This window comes from Clostridium sp. AF35-15 (assembly GCF_003477745.1).
Taxonomy (GTDB): Bacteria; Bacillota; Clostridia; order Lachnospirales; family Lachnospiraceae; genus Otoolea; species Otoolea fessa.
Map to the genome: position 1 here is coordinate 222,458 of NZ_QUDY01000003.1, position 20,712 is coordinate 243,169.

General features: G+C 49.7%; 19 protein-coding genes. 2 read left to right on the plus strand and 17 right to left on the minus strand.

Annotated elements, in window-relative coordinates:
• Positions 1-90: 90 nt before the first annotated feature.
• On the plus strand, positions 91-576 hold the full coding sequence (locus DWZ76_RS05325; protein WP_107000334.1) for a hypothetical protein: 486 nt from the start codon (positions 91-93) through the stop codon (positions 574-576).
• Positions 577-616: 40 nt separating this feature from the next.
• Here DWZ76_RS05325 and DWZ76_RS15265 read toward each other — a convergent pair whose 3' ends face one another.
• From DWZ76_RS15265 to DWZ76_RS05385, 11 genes are all read right to left on the minus strand, one after another.
• Positions 617-898 carry a hypothetical protein gene (locus DWZ76_RS15265; protein ID WP_243017779.1) on the minus strand — a complete coding sequence of 94 codons (282 nt, stop codon included), beginning with the start codon at positions 896-898 and terminating at the stop codon, positions 617-619.
• A 131-nt stretch (positions 899-1,029) separates the two neighbouring features.
• Positions 1,030-2,355, minus strand: coding sequence for a nickel-dependent lactate racemase (gene larA / locus DWZ76_RS05335; protein ID WP_118472099.1), 1,326 nt, complete (start codon positions 2,353-2,355; stop codon positions 1,030-1,032).
• 135 nt (positions 2,356-2,490) lie between these two features.
• On the minus strand, positions 2,491-3,363 hold the full coding sequence (xerA, locus tag DWZ76_RS05340) for a site-specific tyrosine recombinase/integron integrase (protein WP_347561279.1): 873 nt from the start codon (positions 3,361-3,363) through the stop codon (positions 2,491-2,493).
• Between the two features lie 337 nt (positions 3,364-3,700).
• The gene (locus tag DWZ76_RS05345) at positions 3,701-4,261 is read right to left on the minus strand and encodes a hypothetical protein (RefSeq protein ID WP_147354380.1); all 561 of its coding nucleotides are present in this window, start codon (positions 4,259-4,261) and stop codon (positions 3,701-3,703) included.
• Positions 4,262-4,474: 213 nt separating this feature from the next.
• Positions 4,475-5,047 (minus strand): NUDIX hydrolase, encoded by a 573-nt coding sequence (locus tag DWZ76_RS05350; protein WP_118472100.1) that lies wholly within the window; start codon positions 5,045-5,047, stop codon positions 4,475-4,477.
• 55 nt (positions 5,048-5,102) lie between these two features.
• Positions 5,103-5,900, minus strand: coding sequence for a pyrroline-5-carboxylate reductase (gene proC, locus DWZ76_RS05355; RefSeq protein WP_022359673.1), 798 nt, complete (start codon positions 5,898-5,900; stop codon positions 5,103-5,105).
• A gap of 596 nt (positions 5,901-6,496) precedes the next feature.
• The gene (gene rny, locus DWZ76_RS05365) at positions 6,497-8,044 is read right to left on the minus strand and encodes a ribonuclease Y (RefSeq protein WP_107000340.1); all 1,548 of its coding nucleotides are present in this window, start codon (positions 8,042-8,044) and stop codon (positions 6,497-6,499) included.
• A 220-nt stretch (positions 8,045-8,264) separates the two neighbouring features.
• Positions 8,265-8,873, minus strand: coding sequence for a regulatory protein RecX (locus tag DWZ76_RS05370; RefSeq protein WP_118472102.1), 609 nt, complete (start codon positions 8,871-8,873; stop codon positions 8,265-8,267).
• Positions 8,874-8,968: 95 nt separating this feature from the next.
• On the minus strand, positions 8,969-10,045 hold the full coding sequence (gene recA, locus DWZ76_RS05375) for a recombinase RecA (RefSeq protein WP_022359677.1): 1,077 nt from the start codon (positions 10,043-10,045) through the stop codon (positions 8,969-8,971).
• Positions 10,046-10,405: 360 nt separating this feature from the next.
• Complete coding sequence (locus DWZ76_RS05380; RefSeq protein WP_022359678.1) at positions 10,406-11,296, minus strand: S8 family peptidase; 891 nt, start codon at positions 11,294-11,296, stop codon at positions 10,406-10,408.
• Positions 11,297-11,367: 71 nt separating this feature from the next.
• Positions 11,368-12,318, minus strand: a complete 951-nt coding sequence (locus DWZ76_RS05385) for a polysaccharide deacetylase family protein (protein WP_107000344.1) — start codon at positions 12,316-12,318, stop codon at positions 11,368-11,370.
• 449 nt (positions 12,319-12,767) lie between these two features.
• On the opposite strand from DWZ76_RS05385, the gene DWZ76_RS05390 reads away from it, so the two are divergent.
• Positions 12,768-14,174, plus strand: coding sequence for an amidophosphoribosyltransferase (locus DWZ76_RS05390; RefSeq protein ID WP_117796354.1), 1,407 nt, complete (start codon positions 12,768-12,770; stop codon positions 14,172-14,174).
• Positions 14,175-14,464: 290 nt separating this feature from the next.
• On the opposite strand, the gene DWZ76_RS05395 is transcribed toward DWZ76_RS05390, so the two are convergent.
• From DWZ76_RS05395 to DWZ76_RS05420, 6 genes are all read right to left on the minus strand, one after another.
• On the minus strand, positions 14,465-14,788 hold the full coding sequence (locus DWZ76_RS05395) for a DUF3870 domain-containing protein (RefSeq protein WP_118472103.1): 324 nt from the start codon (positions 14,786-14,788) through the stop codon (positions 14,465-14,467).
• A 230-nt stretch (positions 14,789-15,018) separates the two neighbouring features.
• A complete protein-coding gene (locus DWZ76_RS05400; RefSeq protein ID WP_117796353.1) occupies positions 15,019-16,029 on the minus strand; it encodes a GGGtGRT protein in 1,011 nt (336 codons plus the stop codon).
• Positions 16,030-16,203: 174 nt separating this feature from the next.
• Positions 16,204-16,896 (minus strand): hypothetical protein, encoded by a 693-nt coding sequence (locus tag DWZ76_RS05405; protein WP_022359683.1) that lies wholly within the window; start codon positions 16,894-16,896, stop codon positions 16,204-16,206.
• 114 nt (positions 16,897-17,010) lie between these two features.
• Positions 17,011-18,357 (minus strand): MATE family efflux transporter, encoded by a 1,347-nt coding sequence (locus DWZ76_RS05410; RefSeq protein WP_333523621.1) that lies wholly within the window; start codon positions 18,355-18,357, stop codon positions 17,011-17,013.
• A gap of 20 nt (positions 18,358-18,377) precedes the next feature.
• Complete coding sequence (gene gltA / locus DWZ76_RS05415) at positions 18,378-19,775, minus strand: NADPH-dependent glutamate synthase (protein WP_118467845.1); 1,398 nt, start codon at positions 19,773-19,775, stop codon at positions 18,378-18,380.
• Entirely contained in the window at positions 19,775-20,665 is an 891-nt protein-coding gene (locus DWZ76_RS05420) for a sulfide/dihydroorotate dehydrogenase-like FAD/NAD-binding protein (RefSeq protein ID WP_022359686.1), read from the minus strand. Before DWZ76_RS05420 ends, gltA begins: the two co-directional genes overlap by 1 nt.
• Between the last annotated feature and the right edge of the window lie 47 nt (positions 20,666-20,712).

A 20,712-nucleotide genomic window follows, 5' to 3' on the forward strand; every position in this document is an offset into this window, starting at 1 on the left:
AATTTATATGGAGTTTAAGATAGGCTATGGATTCCATAGCCTATCTTCTATATAGGGGAACAAAAAGACAGACTAAAAGGAGATCTCAGGATGAAATCAAAATTATTCCTCTGCGCGGCTCTGGCTGCGGCTCTCTACGTGACGCCGTCTTATGCAGCTGATTATTCCGCACAGGTTGTGAGTTTTTCTCAGGAGGACCCGGACAACCTCTCCATCGAGCTGACCGGCTCCAAAGTAATTACCGACGATTTTTCATTCAAACTTCCATCCCAGGCATTTTCGAGACTCATCATGGTTCCGAGCGGGGATTCCTACGAGGTATATGAAAAAACAGCCTATGAAGCCAACGGAGGCGGACTTCTCTTCCGCATTCTCGCATTTGAGGACACGCATTACCGCGATTTAAACGGCTGCACCATCTTAGGCTTCTGCGGCAACAAGATCTTCATTCTGGATCCGCACTACGACGAGCAGTATGCCAGCGACAGCGAAGAATATACACAATGCAAAGAAATCGTGACCTCGATCAAGAAGAGTTTCATTTCCTATATCAAAGACGCCGGGACGGTTGAGTAGCATCGAATCGAATATAAATATGCAAAAAGAACGTCAAATTCTAAGTTTTTCGCTTGGGTTTGACGTTCTTTTTTACTTTAAACTCTTCTATTTTTGGCTCTTCTATTTTCGTCTTTGTGCCATAGAGGTCCCTTACAAGACCGCTGATGGTCGTGTACTGGCTTCTACGCAGGTAACGGACTGCCAGCATAGAAGAAACAACCGCGCCGATCGCCCATGCTGTATCATACCAGCCTGCCGACAGCCCCACGGTAAAAGCGTTCTCCGCGATACCGATCGTCGAAGCGCCGCCGATCGCCAGACCCGCGATACTAGCTGCCACGACAAACGCATTATTTTTTCCTTTATATAAAAGGAAGTTCTCTGAATCCTTTTTCTGGCTGTAAGACACATAGATACTGATGCCAAACAGCAGAAGCACCTATAAAATAACAATTAGCAGCGGAATATTCATTACTTCGCGCCTCCATTTTCCTCTGCCTCGCGGCAAATACGCTCGTAGGCTTCCTTTGTCTGCGGGAGCACGCTTCCGCCGTACGGAATTACATATACATCTTTTCCGTTAAAGTCTACCTCTGCCAGCAGATCCTTCATATCTTTAAACGATCTTACGCCCATATCCCGAACCAGCTCCGGCTCCATGGAAGACAGAAGCAGCGTCTTCGAACGACGGATGGACTCGCAGGCTACGTAGAAAATATAGCCACCGATGGTGAAAGACGCACGCAGTGCCTCATCCAGGCATCCCTTAGAGAAAGGCTTAATCCAGTCGAAGAAATCCTTGGAACCGCTTCCCTCCGGGCATTCCGCCAGCATAATGAGTGTACCGCCCTCTTTGACCGCTCTCGATGCGTTAAACAGCGTCTTGGTGGACTGATAAAAATTCAGATCCTTCGGGAAACCGCCGCAGCTTGCAATTACGACATCTGCCTGATAGTCGATCGGCAGTCCGTATCCCTTCTGTACATAACTGCAGCTTGCCTGCCATGCCTTGTCAAACTCACCACAGAATAAACCGCTGTGGCGGGAAGACGTATCTACCACGATATTGATACCGAACGTAACATGCACCATGGCACCTGCCTCGCGCATATCCAGATTGATCGGGTTGTTCTCCACCAAACCGCTGCCGACACGCACATCCGTCATCGGTTTCTCCGGATCCAACGCACGCTCATGGTTCATGCGGATCGTCTCACGGGAAGCAATACCTGGAACGATGCTCTTTCTTCCGCCGCCGTAGCCTGCCATCAGATGGTGCACCGTACCGCCGATGCAGATGACCTTTCTGCCGACTGCCAGCGGATTGACCGATACACGCGTTCCGAAGGACGTCGTACCGATGTATACCAGATCCGACGCATCACAGTCATGGTCAGTCACGCTCGCTACATGGTCGTAGACAAACTCGCTTGCAAGTTTTCTGCGGTCCTCCGCCGTATTCTTGCGGTGTGTTCCCAGTGCAACCACAACCGCAATCTGGTCATATCCCACGCCCATCTCATCGTGCAGATATTTTACCAGAAGCTCGCAGATCACGTCCTGACGCATCCAGAAACGCGTCATATCACTGATCACGATCGTAACCGGATCGGTCGGTGCAATCAATTCCTTTAACGGCTTCGTGCCAATCACACCATCCGTCACACAATGCAGAAATTCTGCTTTTATATCTTCAATGACCCGCATCTTATTTTCATACAGGTATTTTACACTCTTCGCTCCGTCAACCTCAAAATCGACCGCCGACGTTCCGTACTTTAAATGTACTTGCTCCATTGTCTTTCTCCTTCACATTTCCTCATCTGCGTTAAACGTTTGCACTTTAAACCACTAAAGCGCATAATAAAGCACCTGTTTTGTCAAGTCTTTCACAAAACAGGTGCTTTATTTTTATAATTTATATGATATTTTTCAATCTTCCCGGTACGCCGCATACATCTGCGTCGTCGCCATATCCGAATGTCCAAGAATCGTCTGAACCGCCCGCATGTCTGCACCTCTCGCAATCAGGTGCGCCGCAAAGGAATGGCGCAGCGTGTGCGGCGTGATATCTTCCTCAATCCCGGCTTTCTCACCGTAATATTTGATAATCTTCCAGAATCCCTGCCGGCTCATCGCGCCGCCTGTACAGTTGACAAAGAAATAGTCCGATCCCTTTCCACGCAGCAGCTCGTTTCTCGCATGTTCCAAATACTCCTCCAGCGCTGCTTTCGCCGAACGTCCAAATGGGATCGTCCGCTCCCTCTCCCCGTCGCGACAGACCAGAAATCCAATGTTCATATTGATATCTTCCATCTGGATCCCTATAAGCTCTGACACCCGGATTCCGGTCGCATATAAAAGAGCCAGCATCGCCTTGTCCCGAATCTCCTTCGGTGTCTGCCCGGATGGCTGTGCCAGAAGCGCTGATACCTGATCGACACTCAGGACCACCGGCGCCTTTTTCTCCACTTTCGGCGCATGCAGACTTTCCGCCGGGTTCCGCCGGATGCATGCCTGCATACATTCATAATTAAAAAACGCTTTCATCGCCGCCATCATCCGCGAAATGGTGGTAGCCGCCTTTCCCTGCTCTTCCATATGAAGAATATATCCATGCAGGCTGGTCTTTGTCACCTTCGCCGCCTCCCGGATCTCTTTCTCCTCCAGATAAGTAATCATCTGCATCAGATCTCTCCGATATGACTGTACGGTATTTTCCGATGCCTGTTTTACCTCCCGCAGGTACTGTTCAAATCTGTCTACTTCCCCTCTCATACTTCCCCAATCTATTCTCGTAACCATTTCCGCCATTCTTTTATTCACGGCATTTTCTGCCAAAGCCCCAGCCTACAGGGCAAATATCGTTCCGCGACAATCCTATCGATTTCTCCATCCAAACCATCCATTCTCCTGAGGTTTTCTCACCCTATCTGCAACTTACCTTCTTCTCCACAAACAGGGCTTTTATCGTCCGCAGGTATCATTATATCTACATTTTCCCATAAAATCAAACATAATTTTCCCCACTTTTCCTACATTTTTCGACTGATTTACATAAAAATACAACATATGGTGCGTCCACTTTTTTTACCCCCATATGTTGTAAATTTTGAATTATATTTTTATTCGGACAGCCCCATTAAAATGGGCAGTGTGAGACCAGTAATGATACAAAACCAGGATTCAGCCACACTTCCAGCGCAGTTCCCATCCCCAGCACCAATAAAAGGATTAAAAATCCAGCCGTCCGTATCCGCCTCTCCTTTGCAAGCGCCCAAGAAAGAAGCAGCCAGAACACAGGAATATAAAACACCACCTGTGGAAATAACGTCGCCACAAATACAGGCAGTCCCCAAAAACCGCCCCAGCCAGTAAATCCTGCCAGCAGCCATGCCTGCTCCAGACCTAAGACGAGACAAGCACCCCACGCAGCCAGGCATGCGACCGGCGTCATACCTGCCAGCCACAGCATCAGCGCCATCCCTGACCGCTGCAGCCAGACCTGAAAAAACAAAGTTCCCCGGCTGGCTGCCTTCATTCCGGCGTTTAGATGCCACCCGGCACCCGATGGATCTCCAATTTCTTGTCCAAGCCTCGCTGCCAGAACACTTTCCAGCCCGGCATGTCCTCTCCCGGACGAAATTTGAAAACAAACGGCTGCTATCGTCCCCAATACAATCCCAAGGATCCAAAAAAACACTGATACATCCCAGGTACTTAAAGCCGGAAGCCGGAATCTCCTTTTCACATGCAATCCCTGCCTATTCCTTTGTTACCTTATCTGTATTCAGTGTTTTTTATAATATGCCTTTATATCTGCCTCTATATGCTGTTAGCTTCATGCGTCTTTCAGCGTTTAATCCATATATTTATTTCATCACAGATGCTTACAGTGCTTCGCTGATCCTTATTTTTACTTCTGTCCTGCTTTGCAGGCATACGCCAGAATCGCGGACACAGTCTTTCCATCCGTCAGTTCTCCTGCGTAGATCCGTTTCAAAAGGTCGGAAAGTTCCCACGCCTCTACCTCAATCTCCTCGTCCGGGTCAAGATGCTGATGGGTTTTCTTGAGATCGCGTGCCAGAAAAATATCCAGCGCCTCATCACAGAACGCGATCGTTGTGTTGACGCTCATCAGATATTCCAGATGGTCACAACGGTAGCCCGTCTCCTCCTCCAGCTCGCGGTACGCGCAGTCAATCTTCGCCTCATCCGGCGAATCCAGCTTACCAGCCGGAATCTCCAGTGTATAGCGGTCCAGCGCATTGCGATACTGACGCACCATGAGAATCTTTCCATCCTCCGTAACCGGAAGCACCGCTGCCGCGCCGTCATGATGGATAAAATCCCATTTTGCCTGATGTCCGTTTACCTCGACGGTATCTTCGTACATTTTCAAGATGGTTCCCTGATATTTTAACTCTCGTTTCAGGCGTTTGACCGGCACGGACTCCAGCGATGCCTGATTTTCTACTTTCTGTTCCATATTTCCTCACCCTTATATCCAGGTTCCTTCTGGGTTCTTTTTCAACATTTTTTCACTATTTCAGGTCGATGCACTTCTCATAGCATGCGTCACATGCCTTGATAACCGCATTCCGCAAACCATACTCCTCCAGGACGCTGACCGCATAGATCGTCGTGCCGCCCGGCGAGCAGACATCATCTTTGAGTGCGCCCGGATGCTTGCCGGTCTCGAGTACCATCTTCGCACTGCCGACAACGCCCTGCGCCGCCATCCGGTAAGCCACATCTCGCGGCATGCCGTACTTAACGCCCGCATCTGCCAGCGCCTCAATGAACATATAGATGTATGCCGGTGCACTGGAACTGATACATACAACCGCATTCATCATATATTCCGGAACGATCTCCATCATACCAAAAGATTCAAAGAAATTGCTGATCATCTGCTTTTCTGTCTCTTCAAACAGCTTCTTGTCGTAGCAGACACCTGTCATACCCTCGCCGATCAGCGCCGGCGTGTTCGGCATCGCACGCACGATACGGCGGTCACCGCCCAGCTTCTCGTTGACACTGTCAATCGTGATACCCGGTGCAATCGAAATAATAATATTTTCTTTCGTTACATGGTCCTTGATATCTGCCAGTACATTGTCATAAAACTGCGGTTTTATAGCTAATACGATATATTTTGCATTTTCCGCACAATCCTGGTTTGTGTCAACCGCCTTGACACCTGTCTCTTTCTCTATCTGTGCCACTCTCCGGCGGTTCAGATCCGTAAAAGTGATGTCTTCCGTTTTATATTTGTTCAGCAGGCTTCGCATGATCGCATAGCCGATATTTCCCATTCCGATAAAACCAATTTTCGCCATAATCTTTGTCTCCCTCCATCTGCCATCCGGCACTTCCCTGCCGGATGATCCTCCATTTGTTGTCTGACTGCAGCTGCTCTTTCCAACAGCCACATCTGGCTTTCTATTCAGCATCTTGGTAACGGTTCAATCTTCTTACCATTACGCCACAATAAATGCATGAAGCTGCTAAATAATCACTATTTTCAACTCTATCATGCTATAATACTCGTCTTTTGGACAGTTTGCAAGCAAAATTTCTCCGCCTGCCTTCACGCTCACGACCCTTTATTTTACCCTGCTCATGCAAATTTTCAGTCTGTCCAAAAAACAGAGTTTCCGTTTTCCGCTTCATGAAAAAAACCTGTATTTTTCTGTATTTCTTTCTCTCTCAAAAAAGATGTAAAGAATGTGCCTTGGCACATTCTGGCGTCTCGCGCGGTCGCTTGCGACATGTTTCTGCTTCGCGCGAGCGCGCATCCTCGCGGAGCGTTTTTTTGTTTCATAGGACGCAATTTCCCATGAAACAAAAAAGTCTTATGAATGTAATGTATCTTCATCCATAAGACTTTTATTTTCATGCTCAAGTTTACTCCATGCAGCCCTGCTGCCGGGTTTTATTTGGCGTACTCGGTAACTCTCGATTCACGGATTACATTGACCTTGATCTGTCCCGGATACTGTAACTCTTCCTGAATCCGCTTTGAAATCTCTCTCGCCATCAGAACCATATCATCGTCGCTGACCTGTTCCGGTACAACCATGATACGCACCTCGCGACCTGCCTGAATTGCGTAGGATTTATCAACACCCTTATAGGAGTTCGTGATATCCTCCAGCTGTTTCAGACGGTTGGTATATGTTTCCAGAGTCTCTCGTCTCGCACCTGGACGTGCCGCTGAAATCGTATCAGCTGCCTGTACCAGACATGCAATCAAGCTCTGTGGCTCTACATCGCCGTGATGGGCTTCCACTGCATTGATAACGGTTGCGGACTCTTTGTACTTCTTACAGAGCGCCACACCCAGTTCTACGTGGGTTCCCTCCTGCTCGTGATCGACTGCCTTTCCAATATCATGTAATAAACCTGCACGTTTGGCGGTCCGTACATCGACGCCCACCTCAGCCGCCAGAAGTCCGGCTAACTGTGCAACCTCAATCGAATGCTTCAATGCATTCTGACCGTAGCTTGTCCGGAATTTCATCTTACCAAGCAGCTTGACAAGTTCCGGATGGATACCATGAATGCCAACTTCCAGAAGAGCCGCTTCGCCCTCCTCGCGCATCATGTTTTCCACTTCTTTCTGTGCCTTCTCTACCATCTCTTCGATTCTGGCTGGATGAATCCGTCCATCCACAATCAGACGTTCCAGTGCAATACGCGCTACCTCTCTCCGGATTGGATCGAAGCCAGACAGGACAACTGCCTCCGGCGTATCGTCGATGATCAGTTCCACGCCCGTCAGAGTCTCCAGTGTACGAATATTTCTTCCCTCACGTCCGATAATTCGTCCCTTCATCTCATCATTCGGAAGCTGTACGACTGATACGGTTGTCTCAGCCACATGATCCGCAGCACAGCGCTGAATCGCTGTCACCACATAATCCTTGGCTTTCTTCTCTGCTTCCTCTTTCGCTTTCGCCTCGAGATCTTTGATCAGCTTCGCCGTATCATGCTTTACATCTTCTTCCACGGAACGCAGCAGATATTCCTTTGCCTGTTCAGAGGTTAAACCGGAGATCTTCTCCAGTTCCAGCATACCTTTCTCATAGAGAGCCTCTGCCTCCGCAGTCTTTCTCTTGAGTGCCTCCTCCTTGACATTCATACCCGCTTCACGCTTTTCCATCGCTTCTGCTTTTTTGTCCAGGTTTTCTTCTTTGCTCAGTACACGTCTTTCATAGCGCTGAAGCTCAGCTCTTCTTTCCTTTGTTTCTTTCTCAAGCTCATTCTTTGTCTTTAACGACTCTTCCTTCGCTTCAAGGAGAGCTTCTCGCTTCTTTGTCTCAGCAATTTTCAATGCTTCATCTATTATTTCCCTGGATCGTTCTTCTGCGCTTCCAATCTTCGCCTCATATGTCTTCTGGCGATGCTGGTTCGCAACGACCCAAGTAATAGCTGCTACAATAACACCTGTAACGATAACCGCAATTATTACTTGTGACACAGGAGCACCTCCTTATTTAGTTTTCATTGTACGAAAATACAATACTATAATTTTAAACGGTTTTATACAGTATGTCAAGCAGAATAAGCGCTTCCTAACCAGCTTCCTGGGACACCTTTAGACAGCGTTCTGTTCTGTTTTATAATACATTTGCACGTTCACAATCATGAAACAGAATCCATTCAAAATTATCTTTGGTAAATGACTCTGCGCCTGAAAGTCAACCAAGTGCATCCTCCTGCTCCTTCATCTCTCTCCGGATATCTTCCCATGAAAATCCCCGCCTCATCAGATAGGCAATGATCTTTTTTTTCTCCTCCGGCGCTGTCTCTCCCGCCCTGTAATGCTTCTTCTCAAGCAAGACGCGGATTGCCTCGCCCGAATCATGTTCTGTCTCTTCCAGCTGCTCCCGGATGATCTCGCGCGATATGCCTTTTCGCTGCAGGTAAAGCTTCAATTCCGCCTGGCTTTTCCGCTTTCCATGAACCTGCAGGTAATTCGCCGCATATCTGGCATCGTCCACAAAATGATATTCCTGCAAAAATCCAATCGTCTCCTGCACGATCGAATCCGGATACCCGTCCTGGAAAAGGCGGCGGCACATTTCTCCTTCCGTCCGGTCCTGCACCTTCAAAAGATTCAGCGCCCGCTCATGTGCCCGGCGGCTTAAAAGATCCAAAAGCTCCCTCTCCGTTCTTTTTTCCAAAACCGCGCCCTCACAGACACCGTATTTTTCTAATTCCCCATTATATAAAAGAAAGGCAAAGTCCTCATCCGTGAAAACTTTGCACTTTCTCTTATCCAGGGATTCTACGCGTTCAATCCGCATATACAGCCCCTTTTCATAGCTACAGTTCACACGCTGCCAGCTGTAACTTTTCCTGTTACTGTTCACACATATGTGCCCTGTAACAAGATTTTGCTCTATTTTTCGTCCTCTGCGTCCACTCCTACCGGCGGAAGCTCCGTCGGTGCTTCCTTGGACGCCTCCGGCATCATCGTGTCTTCGGAAAGTCCGTATTTGACACGTACCTTGTTCTCAATCTCAAGGCAGATTTCCGGATTTGCTGCCAGGAAATTCTTCGCGTTCTCGCGTCCCTGACCGATCTTGCTGCCCTCATAAGCATACCAGGCGCCGCTCTTCTCCACGATGTTCTCCTTCGCCGCCAGATCCAGGATATCGCCCTCACGGGAAATACCTTTTCCGAACATGATATCAAACTCTGCCTCACGGAATGGCGGAGCAATCTTGTTCTTCACAACCTTGATGCGGACACGGTTTCCAATCACTTCGCCGCCCTGCTTCAGAGACTCAATTCGGCGGACATCCATGCGGACAGAAGAATAGAACTTGAGTGCCCGTCCACCGGTCGTAACCTCCGGATTTCCGAACATGATACCAACCTTCTCACGCAACTGGTTGATAAAGATAACGATACAATTTGAACGGCTGATTGCTGCGGTCAGCTTTCTGAGTGCCTGCGACATCAGACGTGCCTGCAGACCTACGTGGGAATCACCCATCTCGCCGTCAATCTCTGCCTTCGGAACCAGTGCGGCAACCGAGTCCACAATCACGATATCGATCGCACCGGAGCGCACCATCGTCTCGGTAATCTCAAGCGCCTGCTCGCCGTTGTCCGGCTGGGAGATATACAGATTATCGATATCAACACCGATCTTCTTCGCATATGCCGGATCGAGTGCGTGCTCTGCATCGATAAATCCAGCGATACCGCCTCTCTTCTGTACTTCTGCCACCATATGCAGGGCAACCGTCGTCTTACCACTGGACTCAGGTCCGTATACCTCGATGATTCGTCCCTTCGGAACACCGCCCAGTCCCAGTGCAATATCCAGGCTCAAGGAGCCGGTCGGAATCGTCTCTATATTCATATTCGCACCAGAATCACCCAGCTTCATCACTGAGCCTTTTCCGTATGCTTTCTCAATCTGTGTCAACGCAGCATCCAATGCTTTCAGCTTGTCTTCTTTATTCATCTTTCCCTCCAAAGCGCCGCTCCGCGGCCAATCACGAACAAATGTTCTAAACTTAGCTCTATCATAGCGGATCCGGCTGTAAATGTCAACTGTTTTCTTTTGGTTTTCCCCCGGACGCACTGCAGGATGCTGCCGGATCTATAACCTGATTCTGCGATTCAAAGTATCTACAATTATATCATTTTCCGGCTGGTTCTGTCTATTATTTTGACGAGAAAAGCTGCTGCCAGAACTGTATCGTACGGAATTTTCAGTTCAGAAAATTCCTACCTGTGAACAGTTAGCCGCCATTACTGTTCACACAAAACCTTCCGTTGCAAAAATGCCTGCCTGTACACGCCATCTGGCACCGCCCCGCTTCTACTCTAACAGCCGCCCGATATCCAGCGCCCCCCAGCCCTGTTGGTTGCGCGGCAACCCCAGATCCACTGCCCGCTCTTTAAAGCGAAGCTTCACATCCCGGTTCGTCATGTCCGGGTTCTGCTCCAGCAGAAGCGCCGCCGCCCCCGCGACAAGCGGCGTAGACATGGACGTCCCGCTTTTAAAACGGTACCCGTTCCGCCGCAGGTTACAGCTCACAATCCGTGATCCAGGCGCCACAATGTCCGGCTTGCAGATACAGGCGTCCGTCGGACCCCGCCCCGAATAGTCCACCATCCGGCTGCCTGCCACCTCTACCTCCCGGTCATCATCCGCACATCCCACCGTGATGACCTTCCGGCTAATCCCCGGCGTTGTGATCGTGTGCGCGGCTGGACCATTATTTCCCGCTGCCACCACGACCACATACCCGGCATCCCACGCCGCATCGACACCGCGCACCAGCGCCGAATCTTCGCTCATTCCCTTCGGTGTAAAGGAGCCAACCGATATATTGATAATCCGGATCCCGTACTGGCTGCCATTCTGGCGCACCCAGCGAAGCCCTGCCAGCACATCCGATACATACCCATTTCCCCTCTGATCCAGCACTTTCAGGCAGACCAGCTGCGCCCCCGGCGCCACACCCTGATAGCGTCCCGCCGACGCCGTGCCGCTGCCGGCAATCATCCCTGCCACATGCGTTCCATGCCCATTGTCATCATACGGCTGCTGTTTTTTCTTAAGGAAATCCCGAAATCCGTAAACGCAATTTTCCAAATCCGGATGCAGAAATACCCCTGTGTCCAGGATCGCCACCCCGACGCCTTTTCCTGTCAGTCCTCGTCTGTACGCCTCATTGCAATGAATCCATTCTCTCGCCCGGTTCACAGGAAAAAGCCCCCATATTCTTCCCTTACTGTTAGAATATGGGGGCTTTCGCCGTATGTGAATGCAGCCTCTTATTTGTGGAAGCTGTAATAGACGGTTCCGCCTGCCAGTCCACCGCGGAACTGCGCCAGCTCACTGACCGTCACCAGCTGATAGCCACGCTCCACAAGCGCCGGAATGATCGTGACTGCCGCGTCACCGGAAGCATTGTAAAGCTCATGCATCAGAACCACCGAGCCATCTTTTACCTGGTTTAACACGGTCTGCACCGATGAAGCCGCATTGCGCGTCTTCCAGTCCAGCGTATCCACATTCCAGAGTACGATCGGCTGGCTGATATTGGCAAGCACAGTGCTGTTTTTTCCACCGCCCGGAAGACGGACTGTTTTCGGTGCCTCGCCTGTGATCGCGGCAACCGCCTGATTGCAGGCCTCCACCTGCTGACGAATCTCCTGTGCGCCTAACTTCTGGAGATACTTGTGATCCTGCGTGTGATTTCCAATCTCATGCCCATTGGCATACATCCGCTGAATCTCACTCTTATAGGAATTCACACGGTTTCCGACCACATAAAAGGTCACACGGCCGCCGTACTGCTCCGCGCAGTCCATGATGCGGTTTCCAACCGGGGCATACGGACCATCATCAAAGGTCAGTGCCACCATCGGTGCATTCGGATCGATATAACGACCGCCGCTGGCTACCATTCCATCCGGAACCTGGCTGTCCCCCTGCTCCGTTCCCTGTGTCTCAGAAGCAGTCTGTCCGTTATTTCCTGTCTCCTGGTTCTCTGTTGTCTGCTGTCCTTCCGCTGCGCCAGCATGATTCTCGCTGCCAGCAGCCGTCTGTGCATCCCCCGCCTCATTCTGGGAACCGGACGCCTGCTCCCGCCTCTGAATCAGCTCCATATCCGATGCCGGTCCGGACGGCACATCATCCGCATACGCCGCAAACGACGCCCCTACCGTACAGACCGCCGTAAGTAACAGTGCTGCTGCTCTCATTTTCCATGTTTTTCTCATACCGCTCCAAACCCTCCAAATTGTTTTCTTTTTCTTCTGCCATTCCGATGCAATTTGGAACAGCTGACCATGTTAAATGCTCACGTATAATGGTTTTATTATATCACACTCGTCCTTTATTAAGAACACTTCGTCCCCATTTTACTTCTTACATTTTTCTGACAAGGTTAGTGTTCACGCATACGTGCCCGGTAACGGAATTTGCCGTGGTTTCGCATTTAAATACGGCAAATTCCTGCTGCCTCCACGTTCTCTTATGACGCTTTCGATCCCAAATGTGCCTGCCTGTAAACAGCTCCAAAGAATATTCATAAGTATTTTTAATAAATATTTCATATTGTGTAATACACCTAATATATGCTATGATAAAAATGATGTCGTTACGCATCACAACGCGTGCAACGTAACACATGGAGTTTATTGACAAAAGAGTTGAAAGGAAGTAACAAATGGGCGGATTTTTTGGTGTCACATCAAAAACAAACTGTACACTGGATCTTTTTTTTGGTACGGACTATCATTCCCATCTGGGAACACGACGCGGTGGTATGGCGGTTTATGGAGAAAACGGTTTCAGCCGTTCTATCCACAATATCGAGAATTCCCCGTTCCGTACAAAATTTGAGCACGATGTCGATGAAATGCAGGGTAACATGGGCATCGGCTGTATCTCAGATATGGAACCGCAGCCTCTGTTAATTCAGTCGCACTTAGGAAGCTATGCCATCACCACAGTCGGCAAGATCAATAATGAAAAAGAGCTGATTCAGGAAGCATTTAAGAACGGGCATATTCATTTCATGGAAATGAGCGGCGGCAAGATCAATGCAACCGAGCTGGTCGGCGCCATCATCAGTCAGGCAGATTCCCTTGTTGAAGGTCTGAAACTGGCACAGGAAAAAATCAAGGGTTCCATGACCATTCTCCTGCTGACCCCGGAGGGCATCTATATCTCCCGTGACCGCCTCGGACGTACCCCGGCGATCATCGGACGCAAAGATGGTGCGTTCTGTGTTTCCTTTGAAAGCTTTGCATACATCAACCTTGGATACACGGACTACAAAGAACTGGGGCCGGGCGAGATCGTCCGCATGAACGCCGATGGCGTAGAGGTACTCAGCCCGGCTCGCAAGGAAATGAAAATCTGTTCTTTCTTGTGGGTTTACTACGGTTATCCGACCTCCTGCTACGAAGGAATCAACGTCGAGGAAATGCGGTACCACTGCGGTCGTATGCTTGCCAAACGCGATCAGTCCGACGCCGATCTGGTAGCCGGCATCCCAGATTCCGGTATCGCGCATGCAGTCGGCTACGCCAATGAATCCGGCATTCCATTTGCCCGTCCATTCATTAAATATACCCCAACCTGGCCGCGTTCCTTCATGCCGACCACCCAGAGCCAGAGAAACCTGATCGCACGTATGAAGCTGATCCCGGTAGACGCCCTGATCCGCGACAAGAGCCTGCTCTTAATCGACGATTCCATCGTCCGCGGCACCCAGCTCGGCGAAACAACCGAATTCCTGTATCAGAGCGGTGCCAAAGCAGTACATATCCGTCCGGCTTGTCCGCCGCTGCTGTTTGGATGTAAATATCTGAACTTCTCCCGCTCCAATTCCGAGCTGGACCTCATCACACGCCGCATCATCCGCGACCGTGAGGGCGACAATGTTTCCCCGGAGCTTCTGGATGATTATGCAAACCCAGACAGCCAGAATTATAAGGAAATGGTCGAAGAAATCCGTAAACGCTTAAACTTTACCTCCCTGCAATTCCACCGCCTCGACGATTTAATCGAATCGATTGGTCTGGAACCGTGCAAGCTGTGTACGTATTGCTGGAACGGAAAAGAATAATGTTGTAGAATACGTTTCTATGATAACCAAAATGGCAGCCCATCAATTTCTGCTGATGAGCTGCCATCTTTATTCTGTTAATTCTCTGCCAATCGTTTTGTTACTGTACACGCATACGTGCCCAGTAACGGAATTTGCCGTGGCTTCGCATTTAAATACGGCAAATTCCTGCTGCCACCACGTTTTCTTACGGCACTTTCGGTTCCAAAAGTGCCTACCCGTGTACAGTAACATCGTTTTATCAGCACCGTGCCTTTATGGTATATACAAGCACACCGCCAATACCCACATCACTTCTGCCCTGTCACCATCATATAACGGTTATGTGCGTCCTTCAGACAGGCAATGAGCGGCTTCTGAGTCAGTGCAAAATACCTTTCCCGGATGCTCTGCTGCATCTCGTCCAAATCTGTTTTCAAGCTCTTTCCAAGCAGCATCGACACAACAAAATTGCGCGTCACCGACAAAATCGTATTACACTCCAGATCAAGAATCTTTCCCGTCGTCCGTTCTACCACAAAACTCACATAAAACTCGCCGTGCAGGCTGTAAATCGCGTCCTCCTTGCTCGGTTTCGCCTGACCGACCACCAGAATGGTATCATCCTTATACATTATATCGTTTCCCCTTTTCTTCGGAACTACCTTGATAAAAGCAGTTTCATCCATATACTGGTTTTATGATACCATGTTCTTAGGAAAGGTACAAGCTACGCTTCCTCGGAACCATATAAAATATGTAGGATTACAATACATCGTAAAAGGAACAGAAGAAACTAAACGCTCTCACATTATTTTTACGGATGCCGAATGGCTGCGGACTGATCTTGAAAAATCAATATTTTTTAGAATTTCCCAGCCTTCGCAGCTTCCTCGATGCCTACCGCAACCGCCACAGTAGCGCCGACCATCGGGTTATTACCCATACCGATCAGACCCATCATCTCTACATGAGCCGGTACAGAGGAAGAACCTGCGAACTGTGCATCGGAGTGCATACGTCCCATGGTATCGGTCATGCCGTAGGAAGCCGGACCTGCTGCCATGTTATCCGGGTGAAGGGTACGTCCTGTACCGCCGCCAGATGCTACGGAGAAGTATTTCTTGCCTTTCTCGATGCATTCCTTCTTATATGTACCTGCTACCGGATGCTGGAAACGGGTCGGGTTGGTGGAGTTACCGGTGATGGAAACGTCTACGCCCTCTTTCCACATGATCGCTACACCCTCGGTAACGTCATTTGCACCATAACAGTTTACTTTCGCACGAAGTCCCTTGGAGTAAGATTTTCTCCACAGTTCTTTCACTTCGCCTGTGTAATAATCCATCTCTGTCTCTACATATGTAAAGCCGTTGATACGGGAAATGATCTGAGCCGCATCTTTGCCAAGACCGTTTAAGATAACGCGAAGCGGTTTTTTACGAACTTTGTTTGCTTTCTCTGCGATACCGATCGCACCCTCTGCGGCTGCAAAGGACTCATGACCTGCCAGAAAGCAGAAGCAGTCGGTCTCTTCTTCCAGAAGCATCTTACCTAAGTTTCCATGTCCCAGACCTACTTTACGCTGATCTGCTACGGAACCCGGAATACAGAATGCCTGCAGTCCCTCGCCGATCGCTGCCGCCGCATCGGCAGCTCTGCGGCAGCCTTTCTTGATTGCGATTGCCGCGCCTACCGTGTAAGCCCAGCACGCATTTTCAAAACAGATTGGCTGGATCTTCTTTACCTGATCGTATACATCCAGTCCGGCATCCTTCGTGATCTTCTCAGCTTCCTCGATCGAAGCAATGCCATAGCTATTTAATACGGAATTGATCTTGTCAATTCGTCTCTCGTATGATTCAAATAATGCCATTGTGATGTTCCTCCTTAACTATGTACCCTGTGATTATTTGTTACTGTTCACGCATACGTGCCCAGCAACGCAATTTTGCCGATGCTTCGCATTCCAAATCGGCAAACTCCGATGTCAGAAATGTATCGTACGGAATTTTCAGTTCAGAAAATTCCTATCTATGTACAATAACAATTATTCCTGTCTCGGATCGATAATCTTAACTGCATCGTCTACACGGCCGTACTGACCTTTTGCCTTCTCATATGCAGTGGTCGGATCGTCGCCCTTCTTGATGAAGTCGGTCATCTTACCTAAGTTTACAAACTGATAACCAATGATCTGATCTTCTTCATCCAGTGCAATTCCTGTTACATAGCCTTCTGCCATCTCAAGGTAACGCGGACCTTTTTTCAGAGTTCCGTACATCGTACCTACCTGAGAGCGGAGTCCTTTTCCAAGGTCTTCAAGGCCGGCACCAATCGGAAGCCCCTCTTCAGAAAACGCACTCTGCGTTCTGCCATATGCGATCTGGAGGAACAGCTCACGCATGGCGGTGTTGATTGCATCACAGACAAGGTCTGTATTTAATGCTTCCAGTACGGTTCTTCCCGGAAGAATCTCTGCTGCCATCGCTGCAGAATGGGTCATACCAGAACATCCGATCGTCTCTACCAGAGCTTCCTGAATGATACCTTCCTTAACATTCAGGGTCAGCTTACAAGCCCCCTGCTGCGGCGCACACCAGCCAACACCGTGTGTTAAACCGGAAATATCCTTTACTTCTTTGGACTTAACCCACTTTGCTTCCTCCGGGATCGGAGCAGCGCCGTGATTTACGCCCTGGGCTACTGGACACATATTTTCTACTTCTTGTGAATAAATCATTGTAAGACTCCTTTCGAAATGATTGGATTTTGTACTTTGTTAATTTTATCACATCAATCCTGTCCCTATTATCTCACGAAATTCTCAATTCGTCCATATGTTTTTTGTAACTTTTCAGACGGTTTTCTCATCTTTCTTTCTCTCCAAAAAAACATACAAAAACAGGACAAAACTAACGAACAGAATGCATCCCTTTACCATGCTGGAAATACTTAACGCCCACCAGATACCGCTAAGTCCCATCACAGAGGACAACAACACCGCCACTGGGATGCGCGCGGAGGTAAAGGTCACGCTGACGATCGACGGATACAGCGTTCGCCCCAGACCGGAAAACGCACCGATCGAGGTCTGTTCCACCATCATAAACATCTGGCTCAGTCCCACGATCCGCAGGTAATTGACGCCGATCGCCATGACCTCTTCTTCCTGCAAAAAGATCGAGAACAGCGGACGCGCCATTCCGATCAGCAAAAATGTCGTGCAGAGTCCCCACGCCGCCGTCATCGCGATCGCACAGAAATAGCCGCGGCGCACACGGTCATACCGCTTCGCCCCATAATTCTGTCCGAGGAATGCATTGACTGCCGCCGAAAAGCCATCTCCGACCATCCAGGAAACGGATTCAATCTGACTGCCAACACGCTGTGCCGCCACTGCCAGATCACCCCATCCGGTGATAAGGCGGGTCAGAATCATCGAAATTCCAGCGTAAATCAGGTTCTGCACCGCCGACGGCACACCGATCCGCACGATCTCCCTCCAAACCTTCACCGGAACCAGCACCCAGAGACGCAGATGCGGAAACAGCACCTTTTCCCGCAGGACTGCCTTGAAAAACAGGAGGCTTACGAGCGCCTGTGCCGTGACCGTCGCAGCCGCTGCTCCGCTGACTCCCAGTTCCGGAAATGGTCCGATTCCAAAGATCAGCACCGGATCCAGCACAACATTGAAGACAAGCCCCGCCACATTGACGATAAACGGTGTCCGGCTATTTCCCGCCGCCGTCAAAAGTCCTGTCAAGATCGCATTTAGATAAGAAAAGATCACAAGCCCACAGGCGATCCGCACATACCATTCTGCCTGTGCAATCACCTCCGGGCTGTTTAATTTAAAAAATCCAATTAACCGACTGGCTCCAAAGAGCGAAACCAGCCCATACAGCACGGCAAACAAAATTCCCAACTGCAGCGCACCTCTCGCATACTGCGCCGCACTGTCATTTTCTCCCGCACCAAGACAATGGGCGGTCTTTACCTGACCGCCCGTCCTCGCCAAAATCGCAAATCCCTGTGAAAACCAGGTATACATACCTGCCGATCCCACCGCCGTGACGGCGCCTGCCCCGAGGCGTCCGATCCACGCCATATCAGTCAGATTGTAAAGCATCTGAACCAGAGAGGTCGCCATGATCGGAAGCGCCAGCCGGGTCAGTGCCGGGGCGATTGCTTCATTCAGCAAATCTACATGATGAGATTTCATTATTTTGCAGAAAGATACTCATCGATGCCTCTTGCACCTGCTCGTCCGGCTTCCATCGCGAGAATAACCGTAGCCGCGCCAGTCACTGCGTCGCCTCCGGCGTAAACGCCCTCTTTCGTTGTCTTTCCATTGCTCTCATCCGCCACGATACATCTCCAGCGGTTGATCTCAAGACCTTTGGTCGTATTGGAAATCAGCGGGTTCGGGGAAGTACCCAGCGCCATGATAACGGTATCTGCATCGATCGTGAAATCAGAACCGACCACCTCAACCGGACGTCTTCTTCCAGATTCATCCGGCTCGCCAAGCTCCATACGGCGGCATACGATGCCTTTGACCCATCCGTTCTCATCCTCGAGAATCTCAACCGGGTTGGTCAGAAGGTCAAAATGGATGCCCTCCTCTTTTGCGTGATGTACTTCCTCCACACGTGCCGGAAGCTCTTTCTCACTTCTTCTATATACAATATGAACTTCTGCACCGAGACGCAGAGCCGTTCTTGCCGCATCCATCGCTACGTTTCCGCCGCCGACTACAACTACCTTCTTCGATTCCATGATCGGTGTGTCATAATCATCGCGGAATGCCTTCATCAGGTTATTTCTGGTCAGGTACTCATTTGCAGAAAATACGCCGTTGGCATTTTCACCCGGAATACCCATGAACTTCGGAAGTCCGGCACCAGAACCGATGAAGACTGCCTGGAAACCTTCTTCATCCATCAGTTCGTCGATTGTGATAGATTTTCCGATAACTACGTTTGTCTCAATCTTAACGCCCAGCTTGCGGACATTCTCGATCTCCGGCTGTACAACGCCGCTCTTCGGAAGACGGAACTCCGGAATGCCGTAGGTCAATACTCCGCCCGGCTCATGAAGTGCCTCGAAAATGGTTACTGCATAGCCCAGTTTTGCCAGATCGCCTGCACAGGTCAGACCTGCAGGACCGGAACCGATGACTGCTACTTTCTTTCCGTTTGTCTTCTCCGGCGCTGCCGGTACAAAACCATGCTCACGGGACCAGTCTGCCACGAAGCGCTCAAGTTTACCAATGGAAACCGCCTCGCCCTTGATACCGCGCACACACTGTCCCTCACACTGGGATTCCTGTGGGCAGACACGTCCACAGACTGCCGGAAGTGCCGAAGAAAGTGCGATGACTTTCGCTGCCTCCTCAATATTTCCCGCTTTTACTTCCTGGATAAACGCCGGAATATTGATGGAAACCGGGCATCCAGCGATACATTTTGCATTTTTACAGTTCAGACATCTCTCAGACTCCGCAACTGCTTCTTCCATATTATAGCCGAGACATACCTCTTTAAAATTAGTCGCACGTACCTTCGGATCCTGCTCTCTGACCGGCACCTTTTTCATCATATCTCTCTTTGCTTCCATTATTTGTCACCTCCGCACTGTCCGCATCCGCCGTGATGAGTATCGCCCTCTTTCAGGCGCAGCATCGCTCTGCCTTCCTGAGTCTTATAAATTCTCTGACGTTCCATCGCCTCGTCAAAATTAACAAGATGTCCATCAAACTCCGGTCCGTCTACGCAGGCAAATTTGACCTGGTCGCCTACGGTGACACGACAGGCACCACACATACCGGTTCCATCTACCATGATCGGGTTCAGGCTGACAATCGTCGGAATCTCCAGTTTTTTCGTCAGCAGGCAGACAAATTTCATCATGATCATCGGTCCGATTGCAACACAGACATCGTACTTGCGTCCCTGTTTTTCAACTAAATCCTCGATGACACCTGTAACCATACCTTTAATGCCAAAGCTGCCATCATCGGTTGTGATGTAAAGGTTTCCGGCTGCCTTCTCCATCTCCTCGGTCAGGATCAGCAGATCTTTGGTCTTAGAACCTACGATAACATCTACATCAATGCCGTGCTCATGCATCCATTTTACCTGCGGATAAACCGGAGCCGCACCGACACCGCCGGCTACGAAGAGGTATTTCTTCTTTTTCAGCTCTTCTACATCCTCATGGATAAACTCGGACGGATTTCCAAGCGGTCCTACGAAATCATGGAATGCATCCCCAGCCTTGAGGGTGCTCATCTTCTCGGTAGAAGCTCCCACGGTCTGGAATACGATCGTGATCGTTCCTGCCTGACGGTCAAAATCACAGATAGTCAGTGGGATTCTCTCGCCCTCTTCGCCCATCTTGACGATGACAAATTCGCCCGGCTCACATGCACGCGCTACACGCGGTGCTTCTACAACCATCAGATAAATCTTATCTGCCAGTTTTTCAGCTTTTAAAATCGGGTACATTCTATTCCTCCTTACTGTTATATGAACATTTTATTGTTTGACTTTTC

Coding starts and splice junctions, on each gene's coding strand:
- proC (WP_022359673.1), bottom strand. CDS start 5,900: ATGGCGAAAATTGGTTTTATCGGAATGGGAAATATCGGCTATGCGATC.
- DWZ76_RS05420 (WP_022359686.1), bottom strand. CDS start 20,665: ATGTACCCGATTTTAAAAGCTGAAAAACTGGCAGATAAGATTTATCTG.
- DWZ76_RS05350 (WP_118472100.1), bottom strand. CDS start 5,047: ATGGAACAGAAAGTAGAAAATCAGGCATCGCTGGAGTCCGTGCCGGTC.
- DWZ76_RS05325 (WP_107000334.1), top strand. CDS start 91: ATGAAATCAAAATTATTCCTCTGCGCGGCTCTGGCTGCGGCTCTCTAC.
- xerA (WP_347561279.1), bottom strand. CDS start 3,363: ATGGTTACGAGAATAGATTGGGGAAGTATGAGAGGGGAAGTAGACAGA.
- DWZ76_RS05390 (WP_117796354.1), top strand. CDS start 12,768: ATGGGCGGATTTTTTGGTGTCACATCAAAAACAAACTGTACACTGGAT.
- DWZ76_RS05370 (WP_118472102.1), bottom strand. CDS start 8,873: ATGCGGATTGAACGCGTAGAATCCCTGGATAAGAGAAAGTGCAAAGTT.
- DWZ76_RS05400 (WP_117796353.1), bottom strand. CDS start 16,029: ATGGCATTATTTGAATCATACGAGAGACGAATTGACAAGATCAATTCC.
- larA (WP_118472099.1), bottom strand. CDS start 2,355: ATGGAGCAAGTACATTTAAAGTACGGAACGTCGGCGGTCGATTTTGAG.
- DWZ76_RS05395 (WP_118472103.1), bottom strand. CDS start 14,788: ATGTATAAGGATGATACCATTCTGGTGGTCGGTCAGGCGAAACCGAGC.
- recA (WP_022359677.1), bottom strand. CDS start 10,045: ATGAATAAAGAAGACAAGCTGAAAGCATTGGATGCTGCGTTGACACAG.
- gltA (WP_118467845.1), bottom strand. CDS start 19,775: ATGGAAGCAAAGAGAGATATGATGAAAAAGGTGCCGGTCAGAGAGCAG.
- DWZ76_RS05385 (WP_107000344.1), bottom strand. CDS start 12,318: ATGAGAAAAACATGGAAAATGAGAGCAGCAGCACTGTTACTTACGGCG.
- DWZ76_RS05405 (WP_022359683.1), bottom strand. CDS start 16,896: ATGATTTATTCACAAGAAGTAGAAAATATGTGTCCAGTAGCCCAGGGC.